Origin of the sequence: Sphingomonas cellulosilytica, assembly GCF_052321755.1 — a bacterium.
Lineage (GTDB): Bacteria > Pseudomonadota > Alphaproteobacteria > Sphingomonadales > Sphingomonadaceae > Sphingomonas.
Window position 1 is genome coordinate 224,676 of the sequence record NZ_JBQRTT010000005.1, and the last position, 20,647, is coordinate 245,322.

At 67.9% G+C, this 20,647-nt stretch carries 23 protein-coding genes; 5 read left to right on the top strand and 18 right to left on the bottom strand.

Annotated features, from left to right (window positions below):
* Nucleotides 1-159: 159 nt before the first annotated feature.
* Nucleotides 160-1,230, top strand: a complete 1,071-nt coding sequence (rhaT, locus tag ACTZQ5_RS10560) for an L-rhamnose/proton symporter RhaT (RefSeq protein WP_443585142.1) — start codon at nucleotides 160-162, stop codon at nucleotides 1,228-1,230.
* Nucleotides 1,230-2,045 carry an alpha/beta hydrolase gene (locus ACTZQ5_RS10565; protein WP_443585143.1) on the top strand — a complete coding sequence of 272 codons (816 nt, stop codon included), beginning with the start codon at nucleotides 1,230-1,232 and terminating at the stop codon, nucleotides 2,043-2,045. The genes rhaT and ACTZQ5_RS10565 overlap by 1 nt, the downstream gene beginning before the upstream one ends.
* Nucleotides 2,046-2,063: 18 nt before the next feature.
* Here the strand turns inward: ACTZQ5_RS10565 and ACTZQ5_RS10570 are convergent, their stop codons facing one another.
* The 3 genes from ACTZQ5_RS10570 to ACTZQ5_RS10580 all read right to left on the bottom strand — a co-directional run bounded on the left by ACTZQ5_RS10570 (nucleotide 2,064) and on the right by ACTZQ5_RS10580 (nucleotide 4,086).
* Complete coding sequence (locus ACTZQ5_RS10570; RefSeq protein WP_443585144.1) at nucleotides 2,064-2,249, bottom strand: hypothetical protein; 186 nt, start codon at nucleotides 2,247-2,249, stop codon at nucleotides 2,064-2,066.
* Nucleotides 2,250-2,375: 126 nt separating this feature from the next.
* Entirely contained in the window at nucleotides 2,376-3,344 is a 969-nt protein-coding gene (locus tag ACTZQ5_RS10575; protein ID WP_443585145.1) for a sensor histidine kinase, read from the bottom strand.
* Entirely contained in the window at nucleotides 3,331-4,086 is a 756-nt protein-coding gene (locus tag ACTZQ5_RS10580; RefSeq protein WP_443585146.1) for a Crp/Fnr family transcriptional regulator, read from the bottom strand. Before ACTZQ5_RS10580 ends, ACTZQ5_RS10575 begins: the two co-directional genes overlap by 14 nt.
* Before the next feature lie 98 nt (nucleotides 4,087-4,184).
* Between ACTZQ5_RS10580 and ACTZQ5_RS10585 the strand changes: the two genes are divergently transcribed.
* Nucleotides 4,185-4,601, top strand: coding sequence for a response regulator (locus tag ACTZQ5_RS10585; RefSeq protein WP_443585147.1), 417 nt, complete (start codon nucleotides 4,185-4,187; stop codon nucleotides 4,599-4,601).
* 362 nt (nucleotides 4,602-4,963) lie between these two features.
* Here the strand turns inward: ACTZQ5_RS10585 and pnp are convergent, their stop codons facing one another.
* The 13 genes from pnp to rimP all read right to left on the bottom strand — a co-directional run bounded on the left by pnp (nucleotide 4,964) and on the right by rimP (nucleotide 17,549).
* On the bottom strand, nucleotides 4,964-7,357 hold the full coding sequence (gene pnp / locus ACTZQ5_RS10590) for a polyribonucleotide nucleotidyltransferase (protein ID WP_443585148.1): 2,394 nt from the start codon (nucleotides 7,355-7,357) through the stop codon (nucleotides 4,964-4,966).
* 219 nt (nucleotides 7,358-7,576) lie between these two features.
* Entirely contained in the window at nucleotides 7,577-7,846 is a 270-nt protein-coding gene (rpsO, locus tag ACTZQ5_RS10595) for a 30S ribosomal protein S15 (RefSeq protein ID WP_037533902.1), read from the bottom strand.
* Between the two features lie 16 nt (nucleotides 7,847-7,862).
* Nucleotides 7,863-8,750 carry a tRNA pseudouridine(55) synthase TruB gene (gene truB, locus ACTZQ5_RS10600; RefSeq protein ID WP_443585149.1) on the bottom strand — a complete coding sequence of 296 codons (888 nt, stop codon included), beginning with the start codon at nucleotides 8,748-8,750 and terminating at the stop codon, nucleotides 7,863-7,865.
* Complete coding sequence (locus ACTZQ5_RS10605) at nucleotides 8,750-9,439, bottom strand: site-2 protease family protein (RefSeq protein WP_443585150.1); 690 nt, start codon at nucleotides 9,437-9,439, stop codon at nucleotides 8,750-8,752. Before ACTZQ5_RS10605 ends, truB begins: the two co-directional genes overlap by 1 nt.
* 91 nt (nucleotides 9,440-9,530) lie before the next feature.
* The gene (locus ACTZQ5_RS10610; protein WP_443585151.1) at nucleotides 9,531-10,109 is read right to left on the bottom strand and encodes a thymidine kinase; all 579 of its coding nucleotides are present in this window, start codon (nucleotides 10,107-10,109) and stop codon (nucleotides 9,531-9,533) included.
* A complete protein-coding gene (locus ACTZQ5_RS10615) occupies nucleotides 10,109-10,501 on the bottom strand; it encodes a type II toxin-antitoxin system VapC family toxin (protein ID WP_443585152.1) in 393 nt (130 codons plus the stop codon). Before ACTZQ5_RS10615 ends, ACTZQ5_RS10610 begins: the two co-directional genes overlap by 1 nt.
* A gap of 4 nt (nucleotides 10,502-10,505) precedes the next feature.
* Nucleotides 10,506-10,769, bottom strand: a complete 264-nt coding sequence (locus tag ACTZQ5_RS10620; RefSeq protein ID WP_443585153.1) for an AbrB/MazE/SpoVT family DNA-binding domain-containing protein — start codon at nucleotides 10,767-10,769, stop codon at nucleotides 10,506-10,508.
* A 32-nt stretch (nucleotides 10,770-10,801) separates the two neighbouring features.
* Nucleotides 10,802-11,197 carry a 30S ribosome-binding factor RbfA gene (gene rbfA, locus ACTZQ5_RS10625; protein ID WP_443585154.1) on the bottom strand — a complete coding sequence of 132 codons (396 nt, stop codon included), beginning with the start codon at nucleotides 11,195-11,197 and terminating at the stop codon, nucleotides 10,802-10,804.
* A 107-nt stretch (nucleotides 11,198-11,304) separates the two neighbouring features.
* Entirely contained in the window at nucleotides 11,305-14,142 is a 2,838-nt protein-coding gene (infB, locus tag ACTZQ5_RS10630) for a translation initiation factor IF-2 (protein ID WP_443585155.1), read from the bottom strand.
* Entirely contained in the window at nucleotides 14,139-14,861 is a 723-nt protein-coding gene (locus tag ACTZQ5_RS10635) for a DUF448 domain-containing protein (protein WP_443585156.1), read from the bottom strand. Before ACTZQ5_RS10635 ends, infB begins: the two co-directional genes overlap by 4 nt.
* A 246-nt stretch (nucleotides 14,862-15,107) precedes the next feature.
* A complete protein-coding gene (locus ACTZQ5_RS10640; RefSeq protein WP_443585157.1) occupies nucleotides 15,108-15,338 on the bottom strand; it encodes a tautomerase family protein in 231 nt (76 codons plus the stop codon).
* Nucleotides 15,338-16,966 carry a transcription termination factor NusA gene (nusA, locus tag ACTZQ5_RS10645; protein ID WP_443585158.1) on the bottom strand — a complete coding sequence of 543 codons (1,629 nt, stop codon included), beginning with the start codon at nucleotides 16,964-16,966 and terminating at the stop codon, nucleotides 15,338-15,340. The genes ACTZQ5_RS10640 and nusA overlap by 1 nt, the downstream gene beginning before the upstream one ends.
* A 1-nt stretch (nucleotide 16,967) precedes the next feature.
* Nucleotides 16,968-17,549, bottom strand: a complete 582-nt coding sequence (gene rimP, locus ACTZQ5_RS10650) for a ribosome maturation protein RimP (RefSeq protein WP_443585159.1) — start codon at nucleotides 17,547-17,549, stop codon at nucleotides 16,968-16,970.
* Between the two features lie 171 nt (nucleotides 17,550-17,720).
* Here rimP and ACTZQ5_RS10655 point away from each other — a divergent pair, with 171 nt between their 5' ends.
* Nucleotides 17,721-18,863 (top strand): PQQ-dependent sugar dehydrogenase, encoded by a 1,143-nt coding sequence (locus tag ACTZQ5_RS10655; protein ID WP_443585160.1) that lies wholly within the window; start codon nucleotides 17,721-17,723, stop codon nucleotides 18,861-18,863.
* A 100-nt stretch (nucleotides 18,864-18,963) separates the two neighbouring features.
* Here the strand turns inward: ACTZQ5_RS10655 and ACTZQ5_RS10660 are convergent, their stop codons facing one another.
* Nucleotides 18,964-19,359 carry a PaaI family thioesterase gene (locus ACTZQ5_RS10660; RefSeq protein ID WP_443585161.1) on the bottom strand — a complete coding sequence of 132 codons (396 nt, stop codon included), beginning with the start codon at nucleotides 19,357-19,359 and terminating at the stop codon, nucleotides 18,964-18,966.
* A complete protein-coding gene (locus tag ACTZQ5_RS10665) occupies nucleotides 19,356-19,781 on the bottom strand; it encodes a PaaI family thioesterase (protein ID WP_443585162.1) in 426 nt (141 codons plus the stop codon). The genes ACTZQ5_RS10660 and ACTZQ5_RS10665 overlap by 4 nt, the downstream gene beginning before the upstream one ends.
* A 79-nt stretch (nucleotides 19,782-19,860) precedes the next feature.
* Between ACTZQ5_RS10665 and ACTZQ5_RS10670 the strand changes: the two genes are divergently transcribed.
* Nucleotides 19,861-20,637 (top strand): crotonase/enoyl-CoA hydratase family protein, encoded by a 777-nt coding sequence (locus ACTZQ5_RS10670; protein WP_443585163.1) that lies wholly within the window; start codon nucleotides 19,861-19,863, stop codon nucleotides 20,635-20,637.
* Nucleotides 20,638-20,647: the final 10 nt, after the last annotated feature.

Sequence of the window (20,647 nt, forward strand, 5' to 3'; positions counted from 1 at the left end):
GCCGGGATCCATGGACGCGATGACGCCGATGGCGGATGCCTCAACCGGCGTTCCGCATCCATGGATCCCGGCATCCGCCGGGATGACGAAGCACGACGATGAACCGCGTCTGGAGCGCCAGCGTGCACCCGCCCCTCCTATGCCACCGAGGAAGCCAACATGACCCCCAATCCGCTGCTCGGCGTCTTCTACCATTGGCTGGGCGGCCTCGCCTCGGCGAGCTTCTACGTCCCCTATCGCGGCGTGAAGCGCTGGTCCTGGGAGATCTACTGGCTCACCGGCGGCATTTTCAGCTGGGTGTTCGCGCCCTGGTTCTTCGCCTCGCTGCAGACCAACGACCTTCTCGGCGTGCTGGGCAGCGCGCCGTCGGGGGCGTTCTGGTGGCCGATCCTGTTCGGGTTGCTGTGGGGCTTCGGCGGCCTCGGCTACGGGCTGGTCATGCGCTACCTCGGCCTCAGCCTCGGCATGGCGGTGGTACTGGGGCTGTGTACCGTCTTCGGCACGCTGATCCCGCCGCTGTTCACCGGCGAGTTCCATGAGAAGCTGCTCGCCACCACCTCGGGCAACATCGTCCTCGCCGGCATCGGCCTGACGGTGCTCGGCATCGTCGTCGTGGCCATCGCCGGCGCGCGCAAGGATGCGCTGCTGACGCCCGAGCAAAAGGCGGCGGTGGTCGCCGAATTCAATTTCAAGAAGGGCATCGCGGTCGCGATCTTCGCCGGCATCATGTCGGCCTGCTTCGCCTTCGGCCTTGCCGCGGGCGAGCCGATCAAGGGCCTGTCCGCCGCCGCCGGCACCGGCCCCTTGTGGACCGGCCTGCCGGTGCTGTGCCTCGTCATGTTCGGCGGGCTCATCACCAACGGCGTCTGGTGTTCGTACCTGATCGCGCGCAATCGCAGCGGTGCCGAATGGGCGGGGCGGACCAGGCCCGGCGTCGAGCGCCCGCCGCTGCTGCGCAACTATGTGCTCAGCGCACTTGCCGGCGTCACCTGGTACTTCCAGTTCTTCTTCTACACGATGGGCGAAAGCCAGATGGGGCGCCTGGGCTTCTCCAGCTGGACGCTGCACATGGCCTCGATCATCATCTTCGGCACGCTCTGGGGCTTCGCGTTCCGCGAATGGAAGGATGTCGGCGCCCGCATCAAGGGGATCGTGTGGAGCGGCGTCGCGCTGCTGCTGATCGCCACGGTGGTGATCGGCTACGGCAACAGCCTGGCCGGCCCCGCCTGATGCTCGGTGCGGATCGGGTCCTGCCGCTCGACGGCGCGGCACTGCGCGGCGATGCCGTCACGTTCGTCGCCGATCGCGCCGACGATGCAGCGGAGGTCGCCGCGGTCGCGCAGCCGGTGCTGCTCGCCTATGCGCCGGCGACGCCCAACGGCCGCGCGATGCTGGTGATCGGCGGCGGCGGCTATGTCGCGCTGATGGCAGGGCGCGAGGGCGTGCAGGTCGCGCGCTGGCTGACCGGCCTCGGCTACCATGCCTTCGTGCTGATCCACCGCTTTCCCGATGCGGAGCATGGCCCGGCAGCGCCGCTCGACGATGCCGGCGTTGCCCTGCGCGCGATCCGGGCGGAGGGCTTCGCCGCGGTCGGCGTCGTCGGCCTGTCGTCCGGCGGCCATCTCGCCGCCTGCCTCGCCGCCGCACGCCCGGCAGACTGGCCGGGCGAAGCACCACCGCCGCCCGATGCGATGGTGATCGGCTATGCGCCCATCTCCACCAATGCCGCGGGGCGCACGGTCGTCGCCGACAAGCCGCCGCTGGCACCGCCCGAGAAGCAGGCGCTGTACGACGCCTTGCAGCCCGATGCGCAGCTGTGCGCCGCGCCGCCGCCGGCCTTCATCGTCTATGCCGGCAACGACCCCGTCGTGCCGGTCGCAAATGCGCGCCGGCTGCATGCTGCCTGGACGGCGGCGGGGGGCAGCGCGGAATGCCATGTCTTCGCCGATGCGCCGCACGGCTTCGCGCTCGACACGCCGGGGCTGCCGGTGTCGGTGTGGCCGCAGCTGTGCGAGGCCTGGTTGCGCCAGGTCGGATTCCTGTAGCGCCGCCCCCTCCCGCGATCAGTGCTTCACGCGCATCCGTAACGTCGGCCGCGGCTCGTCCTGCGCTTCGGCGATCAGCCGCGCGTAGCGCTTCGCCATCTCCAGATGGACGTTGCGCCCCTCCAGGTGGCGGGCATTGTCCGCCAGCGCACGCTCCTGTCGTTCCCGGCGCATGTAATATTCGATGTCGGCATGTGGCTGCATAGAAGGTCCCCCACGCGAGAGATGCTTGCCGCCAACGGGCTACGCCTTGCAAGCCTCTACAATATGACGGAAATTCTTACAGTTGTCGACTAAATGGATTAACTCTGCGCAGTATACTCGCGCAAATCAATCCAGCGGCACGGCGATCGTGCAGTGCAGCCCGGTGTCGGCGAAGTCGATCCCGACATCGGCATCCAGTTCGTAGCGCAGGCTGCGCGTCAGCAGCTCGATTCCGAACCCCTCCGCGTCCGGCTCGACCACGCCACCCTCCGGCACATGCTCCTGCCAGTCGATGCGCAGCGTCTCGGGGTGCGGCGTCGCCGCTATCGTCCAGTCGATCCGCAACGTCCCCGTCGGGCGGCTCAGCGCACCATATTGCAGCGCATTGGCGGTCAGTTCGTACAGCGCGATGCCGATCTGCTCGGCGATGCGCGGCGGCAGCCGCACTTCCGGGCCGCCATAGCCGACCCGCCCGCCGATCCGGCTCGCCAGCAGTTCGTCGGCGAGCAGCGCCTCCAGGTCGACGCCTTCGTCGCCGGTGCGCATGATGTGGCTCTGCGTGCGCGCGAAGGCGGCAAGGCGGCCGTCGAAATGGTTGCGATATTCCTCCACCGTATCGCTGTTCTCCGCGGTGCGCCGCGCGATCGAACGGATGACGGCCAGCGTGTTGCGGACCCGGTGATAGATCGATGCGCGCAGGCGGCCCTCGCCCTCGATCCGGCTGCGCAGGTCGGTGATGTCGACGGCGGTGCCGGACCAGCCGGGCTCGTCGCCCGCCGCCGGCAGCGCCTGCGCGCGGTACCAGCGATACGTGCCGCCGGGCTGCGCCAGCACCCGCACGTCGGCGCAGAACAGCCGCGTCGTCCGCGCCCGATGCCAGCCCGCCAGGATATGGCCGCGATCCTCCGGGTGGACGCAATCCATCCAGCCGATCCCCGCGCTGTCGGCGGCCTGCTGCCCGGTCAGCGTCGCCCATTCTGGCGAAAACCACAGGCTGTCGCCCTCCGGCGTCGAACGCCAGCTGACCGGGGGGTGGAGCGCTTGCCGATCCTCGGTGCGCCCGTCCGCGGATCGCGACGGACTACCCATTGGCATCCAGACGCTGTCCTTCATGGTCGAGGTGCAGGTAGGTCGGATTGAACATCGCGACCTCGCACAGCCCGTCGAGGTCGAGTGCTTCGAACTCGCGCCCTTTCCAGCGAACCAGGCCGCGGGCGCGCAATTCCTGCACCATGCGGTTGACGTGCACCGGCGTCATGCCCGTCGCTTCGGCCAGGTCGGTCTGGGTCAGCGGGATTTCGCAGCGATGGCCGTCGACCAGCCCCACGGCGCGCAGGCGAAAGAACAATTCGCAGAACAGGTGCGACAAGCGCTCGATCGCGTCGCGCTGGCCGAGGTTGACCGTCCATTCGCGCTGGATCGCCGCCGACACCAGCACGTCCCAGCGCAGCGCCTGATCCAGCCGCGGTCCCATGGCAGTCAGCGCCTCGATCCGTTCACGCGCGATCTCGACATAGCGTACCGCCGTCAGCGCGCCCACGGAATGATCCATCTCCTTCAGGATATAGCCATTGGGGTCGCACAGGTCGCCGGGCAGGTAGAAGGCGATGATCTGCCGCCGCCCGTCCTCCAGCGTCTTGTAGCGGAACGCCCAGCCTTCGACGATCAGGTTGACGTTGCGCGGCCGGTCGCCCTCGCGGATCAGGTCGCGCCGCTGGCGGACGGTCAGCGACGGGCCCGCGCACGCCCCCTCGATCGCGGCGCGTTCGTCGTCGGAAAACAGCACATAATGCTGCAACCGGGAGATCAGGCGCGGGGCAGAAGGGATCGAAGACATGGCACGATCAGACAGTAATCCATCCTGAACCTCGCTCACCCATGTTAGCGCCTTTTGCGACTAATTCTTTATCCCGTTGTTTTACAGGGAGAAAGGCAATGACTTTGGTGGCGTCGCCATTGGGGGGCAAGCGTGTGCTCATCGTCGAGGACGAATATATGATCGCCGACGATCTTGCCTGCGAGCTTGCCCGAGCGGGTGCACGGGTGATCGGACCGGCGGCCTCGCTGCCGCAGGCGATGCGCCTTGCCGAACAGACGATGGCGCTGGACGCGGCGGTGCTCGACATCAACCTGCGCGAAACCCTGGCCTTTCCGCTGATCGATTATCTGCTCGTCACCGACGTGCGCGTGCTGATCTACAGCGGCTATGACGAAGCGATGATCCCCGAACGCTACCGCCACCTGCCGCGGTGCGAAAAGCCGGTGTCGCCGCTGAAGCTGCGGCTGGCGGCCGAAGACCTGTGGCAGCGTGGGGCACCCCTGCCGCGGATCGAAAGCGCCCGTCCGCACTGAACCGCATCCGATCCGGTACCGGAACGGAGCTATCGGTCGGCCCGCCGGCTCTTCCCCAAGGGTGAGGGACGGCGGCGGCGGCCCCTCCACCGTCCGGCGCCCCCAACGTGTCGAGAGGATCCGGTCCCACACCCGTTCGTGCTGAGCCTGTCGAAGCACAGGTGAGACTCATGCGCCCTTCGACGCCGCCTGCGGCGTCGCTCAGGAAAGGCTTCGACAGGCTCAGGGCGAACGGGCGGGGGGATCCTCCGCTCCTCGCTTCCGAAATCGACGACGCCGGAAACCCCGACACCACGCACAACGAAAAAGGGGCCCGGCATCGCTGCCGGGCCCCTTCGTCAATCAGGTGCAACCCGTCGGGATCAGTCGCGGTCGCCGGTCAGGAAGGCAGGCGCGAATTCCGGCGCGGGGCCGTCATCGTTGCCACCGCCGTTGCGCGGGCCACGGCCCCCGTCACGGTCGCCACCGCGCTCGCCGCCTTCACCGCGCGGACCACGGTCGCGGCGCGGGCCACGGCCCCCGTCACGATCACCACCACGATCACCGCCATCGCGGCGCGGGCCACGATCGCCACGATCACCGCGGTCGCTACGCGGGCCACGGCCACGGTCGCCGCCCTCACGCGGTTCGCGCGCCGGACGGGTGTCCTCCAGCTCGGCACCGGTTTCCTGGTCGACGACGCGCATCGACAGGCGCACCTTGCCGCGCGGATCGATCTCGAGGACCTTCACCTTCACCTGCTGGCCTTCGGACAGCACGTCCGACACCTTCTCGACGCGCTCGTTCTTGATCTCGCTGACGTGGACCAGGCCGTCCTTGCCGCCCATGAAGTTCACGAACGCACCGAAATCGACCAGGTTGACGACCTTGCCGTCATAGACCTTGCCGACCTCGGCCTCTTCGACCAGGCCCTTGATCCACTTGATCGCGGCGTCGATCTGCGCGCTGTCGGACGACGACACCTTGATGACGCCTTCGTCGTCGATGTCGACCTTGGCGCCGGTCTGCGCGACGATCTCGCGGATCACCTTGCCGCCCGTACCGATGACTTCGCGGATCTTCGACTTGTCGATCGTGAAGGTCTCGATGCGCGGCGCATGCGCCGACAGCTCCGAGCGGGTTTCGCCCAGCGCCTTGGCCATCTCGCCCAGGATGTGCGCGCGGCCCTCATGCGCCTGTGCCAGCGCGACCTTCATGATCTCCTCGGTGATGCCGGCGATCTTGATGTCCATCTGCAGCGAGGTGATGCCCTCGCTGGTGCCGGCCACCTTGAAGTCCATGTCGCCGAGGTGATCTTCGTCGCCCAGGATGTCGGACAAGACCGCATAGTCCTTGCCTTCCAGGATCAGGCCCATCGCGATGCCCGACACCGGGCGCTTCAGCGGCACGCCCGCGTCCATCATCGACAGCGAACCGCCGCAGACGGTGGCCATCGACGACGAGCCGTTGGACTCGGTGATGTCGCTGGTCACGCGGATCGTATAGGGGAACTCTTCCTTGGTCGGCAGCACCGGGTGCAGCGCGCGCCAGGCGAGCTTGCCGTGGCCGACTTCGCGACGGCCCGGCGCACCGAAGCGACCGACTTCGCCGACCGAATAGGGCGGGAAGTTATAGTGCAGCATGAAGTTCTGGTACGACAGGCCGTTGAGGCCGTCGATCATCTGCTCCGCGTCGCGGGTGCCGAGCGTGGTGGTCGCGATCGTCTGCGTCTCGCCGCGGGTGAACAGCGCCGAACCGTGCGCACGCGGCAGGAAGTGGACCTCGGCCTCGATCGGGCGCACCGTCTTGGTGTCGCGGCCGTCGATGCGGATGCCGGTCTTGAGGATCGCGGTGCGGACGATATCCGCCTCCAGCTTCTTCACCAGCTTCAGGCTGGCGAGATACGCCTGCGGATCGCTGTCCTTCAGGTCGGCCATGCCGTCGCGGGCCTTGGCACGCGCCTCGTTGACCGCGGTCTGGCGGGCCTGCTTGTCGGTCAGCTTGTAGGCGGCTTCCAGATCCTTGCCGATCAGCGCCTTCAGCTTCGCCTTCACCCCGGCCTTGTCGTCCTGGACCTTCAGCTCCCAGGGCTCCTTGGCGGCCTGTTCGGCCAGGCGGATGATCGCCTTGATGATGTCCTGCGACGCCTTGTGCGCGAACATCACGGCGCCCAGCATGACCTCTTCCGACAGCTCCTTGGCTTCGGATTCGACCATCATCACCGCGTCGTGCGTCGCCGCGACCATCAGGTCGAGCTCGCCGGTCAGCACTTCGGCGTCCGACGGGTTCAGCTGATATTCGCCGTCCTTGTAGCCGACGCGCGCCGCGCCGATCGGGCCCATGAAGGGGACGCCCGACAGCGTCATCGCCGCCGACGCCGCGATCATCGCCAAGAGGTCGGGCTCGTTCTCGCCGTCATAGCTGAGCACCTGCGCGATGCAGTTGATCTCGTTGTAGAAGCCTTCGGGGAACAGCGGGCGGATCGGACGGTCGATCAGGCGGCTGACCAGCGTCTCACGCTCGGTCGCGCCACGCTCGCGCTTGAAGAAGCCGCCGGGGATGCGGCCGCTCGCCGAGAACTTTTCCTGGTAGTGGACGGTGAGCGGGAAGAAATCCTGCCCCTCCTTCACCGACTTGGCGGCGGTCACGGCGCAGAGCACCACCGTCTCGCCGAGCGTCGCGATCACCGCGCCGTCGGCCTGGCGGGCGACCTTGCCCGTTTCGAGGGTCAGCGTCTGGCCGCCCCACTCGATCGATACCTTCTTGGCATTGAACATGTATTTTCCTTCACTCCCCGAGCCAGATGCTGCGGGGGGCCTGTCTCGCGGGCTAAACCGGCCCGCGGCGGTGTGGAGCGTCTTGTCGCTCCGGGGAAGCGCAGCCGAATTGCCGGCTTCCGCATGTCCCGGCGTCGTGCCGGTATTCGTGTGGCGCGCCCATAGCACGCCGATATGAAAAGGGCGACCCGAAGGCCGCCCCTTTGTCCCGGATCTGCGTTACTTGCGAAGCCCGAGCTTCGCGATCAGGTCCAGATACCGCTGGCCATCGGTCTTGCGCAGATAGTCGAGCAGCGAACGCCGCTTGTTGACCATCATCAGCAGCCCGCGGCGCGAATGGTTGTCCTTCTTGTGACCCTTGAAATGTTCGGTCAGGTTCTTGATGCGCTCCGAGAGGATCGCGACCTGCACCTCGGGCGAACCCGTGTCGCCTTCCTGGCGGGCATGTTCCTTGACGAGTTCGGTCTTGCGCTCGGCGGTAATGGTCATGTGTTCGTCCTCGACATCACAGGTTGAAGCCACGGACGACGCGGGCTTCCTCGCCCTCCACCGCTACCAGCGCGACCGGCGTGTCGCCGGCGCATGCGAAGTATTGGCCATCGTCCTTGGCGATCCCGGTCAGCACACGCCCCTGGCGGAGCGCCCCTGCCTGATCCGGGGAGAGGGAGAGAGCCGGGATGTCGTCCAGCCCCGCCCTCAACGGCAGGAGTATCTGTTCAAGGGTGCGCCCCATACCGGCCTCAGCCAATTTGTCCAGCGATATCGCCGGCGCCAGCGTGAACGGCCCCGCCTTGGTCCGGCGCAGCATGGTGACATGGCCGACGGTGCCCAGCGCCAGCGCGATGTCGCGGGCAAGGGAGCGGATATACGTGCCCTTCGAAACGTGCGCGGTGAGGGTGATGCCCTCCATTCCTCCCCGTGCCGGGGAGGAATGGAGGGCATGCACCGTCACGTCCCGGCTCGCTAGCACCACCTCCTCGCCAGCCCGCGCCAGATCATACGCCCGCTCGCCATCCACCTTCAGCGCCGAATAGGCCGGCGGCACCTGGCTGATCGGTCCGGTGAAGCGCGGCAGCACCGCCTCCACCTCGCCCAGCGTCGGCCGCACGTCCGATGTCGCTATCACCGCACCTTCCGCATCCAGCGTGTCGGTCTGCTCGCCGAAGCGGATCGTGAAGTCGTATACCTTGTCGCTGTCGAGCATCCGCCCGGCGAGCTTCGTCGCCTCGCCGACCGCTACCGGCAGCACGCCGGTCGCCAGCGGATCGAGCGTGCCGCCATGACCGACCTTGAACTTGCCATAGCCGCCCTGCCGCAACGCGCGCTTGACGGCGGAAACGACCTGCGTGCTGCCCAGACCCAGCGGTTTGTCGACGATCACCCAGCCATGCATCAGGCGATCGCCTGCGCCAGCGCGAGGAACCAGCCGACCAGCGCCTCGGCCGGCGGCGCGACGATCCGCCCGACCACATTGGCGCCCGGCACGACCATCGGCAGCACCACCAGCACCAGGATCAGCAACAGGAAACCGAACCGCCCGATCCTCGCCCATTGCGCCGCGAGCGGCCGCGGCAGCAGCCCTTCCACGACATGGCCACCGTCGAACGGCGGCATCGGCAGCAGGTTGAACAGCGCCAGGAAGACGTTGACCAGCAGGAAGTTGAACAGGTTGGCGAGCACGAAGGCGGCGATGCCGGTCGGCTGCACCCCGTGGGACAGCGCCGCGGCGGCACCGATCAGGATCGCAGCGATCGTCGCCAGGATCAGGTTCATCCCCGGCCCGGCGAGCGCCACCGCCACCATCCCCCAGCGCGGATTGCGCAGCCGCTGCGCGATCACCGGCACCGGCTTCGCCCAGCCGAACACCGGCGCACCCGCGATGGCGAGGCCGAGCGGCAGGATGATCGTGCCGACAGGATCGACGTGGCGTACGGGATTGAAGCTCAGCCGCTTCTGCTCCTCGGCGGTGGGATCGCCCAGCCACTTCGCCATCCAGCCATGCGCGACCTCGTGGAAGACGATGGCGATGACCAGCGGGATGATCCAGATCGCGGTGCGATAGACGATATTGTCGGGGTTCATGGCCGCGATATGGCGTGGGCGAGGGGAGAGCGCCAGCGTTACGAACACCCCATCGTCATCGTCCCCGCGTACGCCGGGGTGACGACAGGGATCAGCTGCCCAGCGCCTCGCTGAAATGCCGCCGGCACAGCGCGACATAGCGGTCGTTGCCGCCGATCTCGGTCTGCGCACCCTCGGCGATGGCGCGGCCTTCGGCATCGACGCGCAGGTTCATCGTCGCCTTGCGCCCGCACACGCACACCGACTTGATCTCGATGAGCGCATCCGCGATCGCCAGCAGCCGCGCCGCGCCTTCGAACAACCGCCCCTGGAAGTCGGTGCGCAGCCCGTATGCCAGCACCGGCACGTTCAGCACGTCGCAGATATGCGCCAGCTGCGCCACCTGCCCGGCGGACAGGAATTGCGCCTCGTCGACCAGCACGCAGGCGAGGGGGCCGGCAGCGATCCGATCGGCGACGCAGGCGGCCAGATCGGTCGTCGTCTCGAACGACGTCGCTGGCGCCTCCAGCCCGATCCGGCTGGTGATCGTGCCGGCGGCGAAGCGATCGTCCACCGCCGCGGTGAACAGCATCGTCTCCATCCCCCGCTCGCGATAGTTGAAGTCCGCCTGCAACAGCGTCGTCGACTTCCCCGCATTCATCGAGGCGTAGTAGAAATAGAGCTTGGCCATTATCCGATGAACTCGACACTGGCCGGCGCGTCCATACCGGCTCGGCGCACCAGCTTCTTCTCGAAAGACGCAAACCGGCCGATCGTGCGGGCCGCCGCGATATGCAGGTAATCTGCCAGTTCGCCGCCGAGCGCATAGCGCGCCAGCGCCCACTCGACGTCGTTCGCCGCTTCGATATGCAAGTTCAACAACAGGGGCAGGGCCGTCAGCGCGGTGTGGATGGCGTCACGGCTGTATCCGTAGCGTGACCGCAACACCCATTCCGTCTCCATCAACACGGTCAGCGAGACATAGACGTCCTCTCGCGATACGAGGTCGAGCGCCGAGGCGAGCTGTTGCTCGTCGTCCGCCGCGATCAGCCGTACGATGACGTTCGTGTCGACAGCGATCAAACGCTTAGTCTTTCCAGTCGCGAAACAGCTCTCCGATGCGATCCGTCATATCTCCGACGGCAACCGGTGGCCCTTCGTAGCGCGGCACGCGCCGGCGGAATTCCGCGTAGCTGATGCGTTCGCGTGGCAAGACTGCAGGCTCAAGGATGATCCTGCGCCCTTCGCGATGCACATTCAGTTTCTCGCCGGACTTAAGATCCAGCGCATCGCGAACGTCCTTCGGGATGACCACCTGGCCTCTGGACGACATGGTGATCTCGTAACCCATCCCGGTAAGATGCGTCTTACCCCCCCGGCGCGTCAATCCTCGGTCGCGTCACCCAGGTCCCGCGCCACCTCCGGCCGGCGGAGCAGCTGGTCGATATGGCTGCCTTCGTCGAAGCTCTCGTCGGCCAGGAACTTCAGCTTGGCGGCATATTTCATCTTGATGCGATGCGCGACCTCGCGCTGCAGATAGGCGGTGTTGGTGCGCAGCGCCTTCAGCACCGCCTCCTCGTCCTTGCCGAGCAACGGCTTCACGAAAACCGTCGCATGGCGCAGGTCGGGCGACATGCGCACCTCGGTGATCGAGACCATGTGCTTCGCCAGCACGTCGTCATGCACGTCGCCGCGCGCGAGGATTTCCGACAGCACATGCCGCACCTGCTCGCCGACGCGCAGCGTGCGGACGGATTTTTCCTGAGGATCTTTGTTCATCTGAACTCCCCTCCCGCTTGCGGGAGGGGTCGGGGGTGGGCCCGACCGAAGCTGTGTCTTGCCGGGCCCACCCCCAGCCCCTCCCGCAAGCGGGAGGGGAGCATGTCCTAGAGGGTCCGTTCGCGCATCTCGACTTCGAACGTCTCAAGATAGTCGCCTGCCTTGATGTCCGTGAAGTTCTGCGTGAACGTCACGCCGCATTCCAGGCCGGCGCGCACCTCGGGAACGTCGTCCTTGAACCGGCGCAGTGAGGCGATCTCGCCCTGGTAGATGATGACGTCGTTGCGCGTGATGCGGGCTTTGAGCGCCTTGCGGATGACGCCTTCGACCACCAGCAGACCGGCCGCCCGACCATGCTTGCCCGCCGAGAAGACCTCGCGGATCTCCGCACGGCCGACCACCGTCTCGAACGCTTCCGGACCGAGCTCGCCCGCCATGCCGGCGCGGATCTCGTCGATCAGGTCGTAGATGACGTCGTAATATTTCAACGCCACCTTCTGCCGCTCGGCGATCTCGCGGGCCTTGGCATTGGCACGGACGTTGAAGCCGACGATCGGCGCGCCCGATGCCCCTGCAAGCGTCACGTCGCTCTCGGTGATGCCGCCGACGCCCGCATGCAGCACGCGCGCCTTGATGAGGTCGGTCGAGATCTTGTTGATCGACGCGACGATCGCCTCGACGGTCCCCTGCGTATCGGCCTTCACGACGAGCGGATATTCGATCGCCGCATTGGCCTTCAGCGCCGAGAACATGCTCTCGAGGCTCGCCGGTGCCGAGGTGGTCCGCTTCTGCGTCAGCACGCTCTGGCGATATTCGGCGACCTCGCGGGCACGCGCCTCGTTCTCGACCACCTGCAGCGGATCGCCTGCCGACGGCACGCCCGAGATGCCGAGCACCTCGACCGGCATCGCCGGATCGGCCTGCTTCACCTGCCGGCCCTTGTCGTCGACCAGTGCGCGGACCTTGCCGCTCTCCGCACCGATGACGAACACGTCGCCGACCTTCAGCGTGCCGCGATTGACCAGCACCGTCGCGACGGGGCCACGGCCCTTGTCGAGCTTCGCCTCGATCACCGTGCCTTCGGCCGGACGATCGGGGTTGGCGCGCAGTTCGAGCAGTTCGGCCTGCAGCTGGATCTTCTCGATCAGCTCGTCGAGGCCGGTCTTCTTGAGCGCGGAGACTTCGACGTCCTGGACGTCGCCGCCCATTTCCTCGACCACCACCTCATGCTCCAGCAGGCGCTCGCGCACGCGCTGGGCATTGGCCTCGTACTTGTCGATCTTGTTGATCGCCACGATCATCGGCACGCCGGCCGCCTTGGTGTGGTTGATCGCCTCGATCGTCTGCGGCATCAGCCCGTCGTCGGCCGCGACCACCAGCACCACGATATCCGTGACGTCGGCGCCGCGTGCACGCATCTGCGTGAACGCCTCGTGACCCGGCGTGTCGAGGAACGTGACCTTGGACTTGTCCTTCAGCGTGACCTGATAGGCGCCGATATGCTGGGTGATGCCACCCGCCTCGCCGCGCACCACGTCGGTGCCGCGCAGCGCGTCGAGCAGGCTGGTCTTGCCGTGGTCGACGTGGCCCATGATCGTCACGACCGGGGGACGCGCCTTCAGCGATTCGGGCGCATCCTCGACCGTGTCGATGGCCAAGTCGATGTCGCTGTCGCTGACGCGGACGATGTTGTGGCCGAATTCGGTCACCAGCAGCTCGGCCGTGTCCTGGTCGATCGTCTGCGTCATCGTGACGGGCATGCCCATCTTGAACAGCGTCTTGACCAGGTCGGCGCCCTTTTCCGCCATACGGTTCGCGAGTTCCTGGACGGTGATCGCCTCGGGCACCTGCACGTCGCGGACCTGCTTGGGCTGCGCCTCGCGCGGGCCGCCGAAGTGGCGCTTTTCCTTCTCGCGCGCCCGCTTCAGCGCGGCGAGGCTGCGGCTGCGCGCACCATCGTCGCCCAGCGCGCGGTTGACGGTCAGCTTGCCGCCACGACGCTCGTCGCCCTTGCGGTCGCGCTGCGTCGGCCGGCTCGGCGGCGCGTTGCGCGGCGTCGCCTGACCCGAAGGCAGGCTGCGGTTGGCACCGCCGGCGGCACCCGTCGATGCTGCGGCCGGGGTCGGCGCCGGCGTCGGGGCAGGAGCGGGCTTGGGCTGCGGCTTCGGGATTTCCGGCCGGGCGACCGGCGAGAAACGGCGCGGCGCCGGCAGCGACGGATCGCGGCCCAGCTCGATCGTCGGCGCCGGGGCGGGCGCGGGTGCAGCGGCACGCGGCGCGGGCGCCGGAGCGGCAGCGACCGGTTCCGGTGCCGGCACAGGAGCAGGCGTCGGAGCCGGGGCAGGTGCCGCGACGGGCTCTGCCGGTGCTTCCACCGGCGCCGGCGGCACCGGCCGCTCGACCGGGCGGAAGCCACGGCCGGCCGGCGTCGGCACGCTCGGTGCCGCGACCTGGGGCTCGGGCTGCACCGGGGCAGGCGCCGGCGTCGGCTCGGGCTCCGGAGCGGGGGGCGGCGCAGCGGCTGCTGCTGCTGCCGCTGCGGCCTTTTCGGCGGCGCGCTGGCGCTCGTCCTCGGCGGCCTGCACGCGGGCGGCCTCGTCGCGGCGACGCGCGTCTTCCAGCGCGTGCATGCGCTGGTCCTCGGCCTCGCGCAGCATGCGCGCCTGGCGCTCCTGCGGCGTCTCGTTCGACGGCGCCGGACGCGGCGTGGGGGCAGGCGCCGGTGCCGGGGCGGGCGCGGCGACGGGCGCCTGCACCTGCGGCTCGGGCGCGGCCTGCGCCTCGCCCGGGCGGCCGAGCACGCGGCGGCGCTTGGTTTCCACGATCACCGTATTGGACCGGCCGTGGCTGAAGCTCTGCTTCACCTGGCCGGTCTCGACCGTGCGCTTCAGCCCAAGGGGCGCGCGCATGCCAAGTTTCGGCTTATCGTTGTCGGTGTCGCTCACTCAAAATCCTCGTTTACGTCTACGACCGGTCGATGCCCGCTGGCGACCGTCCCGGAAAGTCCGGGCGTCGATGCGCCTTGCGAGGCCGTTTCGCAAGGCACGGGAGTAGGTTCAGGTCCGATAAAATGCAGCCAGCGGTCGAGCGCATCGCTCACCCGCGCGGCGGCAGCGCGGTCGGTCAGGCCGATGTGTACCACATTCTCGCGGCCCAGCGCCAACGACAATATGGGGCGGGGCATCGGCAATACCAAGCCCCGCACGTCCGATCCTTCGCGATCCGATCCGACCCGCCACGCCTGGTCCAGCTTGCGGTTGCCGTCGGTGCCGGCATCGGCGGCATGATAGAGCGCGTGCAACTGCCCGGATCGCGCTGCCGTCTCGATCTTCTCGGAACCGGTCAGCAGCATGCCCGACCGCGATTCGAGGCCCAGCCGGTCGAGCGCATTGCGCTCCAGCGCCGCGGCGATGCGAGCGGGCAGATCGTCGGGGATGACGAATTCCGCGCCCTTGAACGCCCGCGCCAGCGCCCCGCGCAGCCGCTTCTTGGCGATCGCCTGCTCCAGCTCGCCCCGCGTCACCCCTATCCACGCGCCGCGCCCCGGCGCCTTGGCGCGCACGTCGGGCAGCACCTGGCCATCCGGCGCCAGCGCGAGTCGCACCAGCCGGTCGCGCCCGTCGCGCTCCTGGCTCAGGATGCATTTGCGGATGGGATCGCTCATGCGGCGACCTCCGCCACGCGCACACCGTCACCCCGGACTCGTTCCGGGGTCCACGGGGCAGGGGCAGGATGCACTTGCGATAGGTGCAAGCGCTCTGCCAAGCTCGCTCGCTGTTTCCGTCGCGGCACTGTGGACCCCGGAACACGTCCGGGGTGACGGGGGAAGTTAGACGAGACGCATGGCGACACCCCCGCGGTCGCCCGCGAGTCGCTATGCCTGTCGCTACGGTGCTGAAACCTCAGCGTCTCATTGCGAGGGAACCGCATCAGCGTCCTCCCTCACTTGGGGCGCATCGCGGTCGGCGAGCAACTGCCCGCCGGCCGCATAATTCTCCGTCGACACTTCCTCGATCACGATCTGCACCGCTGCGGGGTTCTTGCCGAGGCGCGCGACCAGCGAGGCCGTCACGTCCGCGACGACCCCCGCCTTCTGCTCCCGGCTCGCGGAGCCGGCCAATCGGATCGAGACGAACGGCATCAGGCGTCCTCGCCCCCCGCCTCGGACCCCGCCGTATCGGCGTCCGCCGCCGGCTCTTCATCGGCGAACCAATGCTGGCGCGCGGCCATGATGATCTCGTTGCCCTGCTCGTCGGACAGGCCGTACTCGCTCAGGATGCCGCCCTTCGGTTCGGGGCGCTTGGGCGCGTCCTCGTTGCGGCGGCGCGGCTCAGCGCGCTTCTTTTCGACCAGTTCGTCGGTGGCGAGGTCGGCGAGATCGTCGAGCGTCTTGATCCCCGCCTTGCCCAGCGTGACCAGCATCGCCTCGGTCAGGTACGGGATATCGGCCAGCGCATCCTCGACGCCCAGCCCGCGACGCTCGTCGCGTGCCGCGGCCTCGCGACGATCGAGCGCTTCCTGCGCACGGCTCTGCAGCTCCTGCGCCAGGTCCTCGTCGAAGCCCTCGATGCTGGCGAGCTCGTCGATCTCGACATAGGCGACCTCTTCCAGCGCGCCGAAGCCTTCGGCGACCAGCAGCTGCGCCAGCGTCTCGTCGACGTCCAGCTCGTTCTGGAACATCTCGGAATTCTGCACGAACTCCTTCTGGCGCTTTTCGGATGCGTCGGCCTCGGTCAGGATGTCGATCGCCTTGCCGGTCAGCTGGCTGGCGAGCCGCACGTTCTGGCCGCGGCGGCCGATCGCGAGGCTGAGCTGGTCGTCGGGCACCACCACCTCGATCCGGTCCTCTTCCTCGTCGATCACGACGCGGCTGACGCTGGCGGGCTGCAATGCGTTGACGACGAAGGTCGCGGTGTCGGGCGACCAAGGGATGATGTCGATCTTCTCGCCCTGCATCTCCTGCACGACCGCCTGCACGCGGCTGCCCTTCATGCCGACGCAGGCGCCGACCGGGTCGATCGACGAATCGCGGCTGATGACGCCGATCTTCGCGCGGCTGCCCGGATCGCGCGCGGCGGCCTGGATGGTGATGATGCCGTCGTAGATCTCCGGCACTTCCTGCGCGAACAGCTTCTTCATGAAGTCGGGATGCGCGCGGCTGAGGAAGATCTGCGGCCCGCGGTTCTCGCGGCGGACGTTGAGGATCAGCGACCGGATGCGGTCGTTGACGCGCACCACCTCGCGCGGGATCTGCGCGTCGCGGCGGATGACGCCCTCGGCGCGGCCCAGGTCGACGACGATATGGCCGAATTCGACGCGCTTCACGACGCCGGTGATGATCTCGCCCTGGCGGTCCTTGAACTCTTCATACTGCCGCTCGCGCTCGGCATCGCGCACCTTCTGGAAGATGATCTGCTTCGATGCCTGCGCCTGGATGCGGCCGAATTCGATCGGGGGCAGGGGGTCGACGATATAGTCGCCGACCACCGCACCCTTTTGCAGCTTCTGAGCCTGATTGACGTCGACCTGCTTGAAATAATCGTCGACCGCCTCGACCACCTCGACGACGCGCCACAGGCGCAGGTCGCCGGTCTGCGGGTCGAGCTTTGCACGAATGTCGTTCTCGATGCCGTAGCGGGTCTTGGCCGCGCGCTGGATCGCCTCTTCCAGAGCCTCGATGACGATGCTCTTGTCGATCATCTTCTCGGACGCGACCGAATTGGCGATCGCGATCAGTTCCGCGCGGTTGGCGGTGGCGACGGTGGCCATCTTACTTCTGTCCTTCGCTAGGTGCGTCGTTGTCGGTATCGGTATCTGGGTCGTCTTCGAATTCGTCCGCGCCTTCCGAAGACAGCGGCGCGGTGGCGGCGAGCAGCCGGTCGGTGATCGTCAGCTTGGCATCGTGGATCTGCGCCAGCGACACCGTCATGCGGGCGTGGCCGCGCACGTCGATCGTCACGTCCTCGCCTTCGATGCCGACGAGGTCGCCGGTCAGGATCTTGCGGTTGTCGACCTTTTCGGCGAGCGTGATCTTCGCCTCGTGCCCGGCCCAGTTCGCATAATCCTGCGCCCGGGTGAGCGGGCGGTCGATGCCCGGCGACGAGACTTCCAGCCGGTACGCATCCGGAATCGGATCGCGCCCCTCGGCCTCCAGCGCATCGAGCGCGTCCGAAATGCGGCGCGACAGGTCGGCGCAATCGTCGATCGTCAGCTGCCCCGTGTCGGGCCGCTCGGCCATCACCTGGAGCGTGGGGTCGGACTTGCCGCCGAACATCTTCACGCGCACCAGGTCGAAACCCAGCGCGCGGGCTTCGGGTTCGATCAGTGCAGTGAGAAGGGCGATGTCCGCCATCGGGGCTCCAGAACAGATATGCGTGTTCGCCGCCGCGAAGGGGGTCCCCCGCAGCCTCTTTCACCTGACGATGTAAGAGAAGGCAGGCGTCATATACGCGTGCCCATGGCGGGAAACAAGCATCCATCGCGCCGGCTCATGCGTTCGCCGGAAAACCACAGGGAGATATCGATGCGCTTCAGTCTGTTGGCCGCCTTGCCCGTGGCCCTGATCGCCTGTTCGGGCAATGCCCCCGCCACCGGGGAGGGCGCGCCGCAGGCGGGCGAGACGCCGCCGTCGGCCAAGCCGTTCCGCGAGACGGTGGTCGCCGACTTCGTGTCGCCCTGGGCGTTCGCCTTCCTGCCCGACGATCGCATCGTAGTGACGGAAAAGGCGGGGCAGATGATCCTGCTGTCCGCCGACGGCAAGCGGCGCCAGACCATCGCCAACATCACCGTCGATTCGGCGGGGCAGGGCGGGCTGATGGACGTCGTGCCTGCTCCCGACTTCGCGACCAGCAAGCGCATCTACTTCAGCTATTCCACCGCCGGGCAGGGCGGCAAGGGCGTCGTGCTCGCGCGCGGGCGGCTGCGTGGCGAGGGCGCCGGCGAACGGCTCGGCGAGATCGAGACGCTGTTCACCGCACGCCCCTTCGTCTCGGGCGATGGCCATTATTCGGGCCGCATCGCCTTCGCGCCCGATGGCCAGTCGCTGTTCTTCACCAATGGCGAACGGCAGAAGTTCACGCCCGCGCAGGATCCGCAGGCGACGCTCGGCAAGGTGCTGCGCCTGACCCTCGATGGCAAGCCCGCGCCGGGCAATCCGCTGGTCGCCAAGGGCTTCGCACCCGAAATCTGGAGCTACGGCCACCGCAACCTGCTGGGGATCGCCTTCGACGCGCAGGGGCGTTTGTGGGAACAGGAGATGGGGCCGAAGGGCGGCGACGAGCTGAACCTCATCATGCCCGGCCGCAACTACGGCTGGCCCAACGTTTCGAACGGCAGCCACTACGACGGCCGCGACATACCCGATCACGCGCCGGGCGACGGCTACGAACCGCCCAAGGTATGGTGGAACCCGGTGATCTCGCCCGGCGGCCTGATGATCTATTCGGGCAACCTGTTCCCGCAGTGGAAGGGCGATGCCTTCATCGGCGGACTGTCGTCGCAATCTTTGGTCCGCGTCGACCTCGACGGACAGACCGCGCGCAAGGGCGACCAATGGCCGATGGGCGCCCGCATCCGCGACGTCGCGCAGGGACCGGACGGCGCGATCTGGGTGATCGAGGACGGCGGCAAGTCCCAAGGCCGCCTCATCCGCCTGACCCCGCGTTGATCGTCTATTTCGTCATTGCGAGCGGAGCGAAGCAATCCAGAGCCAAGCCAGGACGCCCTGGATTGCTTCGCTGTGCTCGCAATGACGGGGAGTGGTCCGCTCAGTCCCGCGCCACCAGATAGTTCATCCGCGCATGCGCGATTGGCTTGTCCCGGTCGTCCTGCCAGGCGATCGCCTCGACATTGGCGACGCGATTGCCCAGCCGCGTCACGATTCCCTCCGCCCGCGTCGGCTTGTCGCGGCCGCCGCGCATGAAGTCGACCGTCACGTTGACCGGCTTGATCCGCCCGCCGCCGTCCTCGGCCAGCGCATGTTGCAGCGAGACGATCGCCGCCACCTCCAGCAGGCCGGAGATCGCACCGCCGTGCAGGAAGCCGGGACGCCCCAGCACGTCGTCGCGGAACGGCATCACCAGCAGCGGCGCCTCGCCCTCGCGCGGTTCCAGCGTCACGCCCAGCACTTCGGCATAGGGCGGCAGGGTACACATCCGGCTCATGCCATCTGGTCCATCAGCATGAAGGTGCCGGCGACATGCGCCAGCGGATCGTCCGGCGTCGCATCATAGGCGATGCCGCGGACGAAGGCGATCGAGCGGGTCAGCTTCAGGCATTCGCCGCGCCCGATCACGGTGCGCCCCGGCACGGCGGGCCGCAGATAGTCGACGCGCAGGTCCAGCGTCGCCTGTGGCGCGAACCTGTCGCGCTTCATCCACACCGCGACGCTGGTCGCCATGTCCATCAGCGCGATGATCGGGCCGGAGGCGATGACGCCGCTGGCGGGGTCGCCGACCAGCGCGTCGGAATAAGGCAGGCCGAGTTCCACCCAGCCGTCTCCCTTGTCGTGGTAGACGATGCCCAGCGTGCCGCCATGGCCGCCGAACCGATGCGCCATGAATGCGTCGATGTTGAAACCGCTCATGTCGCGCGTCTCTACACGCCATCGCCGATGGCGCAACGCGGGCGGTGCGGTTAGCGTGGGCGCACCAAAGGAGAGAGCCATGGATCGCGTCACCCTCACCGTCACGAACGGCGTCGCCGACGTCCGCCTCGCCCGCGCGGACAAGATGAACGCGATCGACCCGGCGATGTTCGCAGCGATCGGCGCCGCCATCGACGCGCTGGCCGGCCGCACCGACGTGCGCTGCGTGGTGCTGTCGGGCGAGGGCAGGGGCTTTTGCGCCGGGCTCGACATGGCGAGCATGGCGCGCGGCGGATCGGGCATGTCGACCGAGCGCAACGACCAAGGCAGCATCCTGCCCCAGCATGTCACCTGGGGCTGGCGGCAGCTGCCGATGCCGGTGATCGCCGCGGTGCACGGCGTCGCCTTCGGCGGCGGCCTCCAGATCATGTCGGGGGCGGACATCCGCATCGCCGCGCCCGACACCCGCTTCGCCATCCGCGAAATGCATTGGGGGATCGTTCCCGACATGGCGGGCTTTCCGATCTGGCGCGGGCTGGTGCGCGACGACGTGCTGCGCGAGCTCGTCTACACCGCGCGCGAATTCGAGGCGGCGGAGGCACTGCACCACGGCTTCGTCACGCGCCTTTCCGACGATCCGCTCGGCGAGGCGCTGGCGCTCGCCGCCACGATCGCGGCCCGCAACCCGCATGCGATCCGCGGCGCCAAGCGGCTGCTCAACATGGCGCACGACGCCGACCCGCGCACCATGCTGGCCGCCGAGACGGAGGAGCAGCTGAAGGTGATCGGCAGCCCCAACATGATGGAGGCGGTGGCGGCCAACATGGCTAGGCGAGCGCCGGTATTCGCGGATTGAGCCAGGCGCC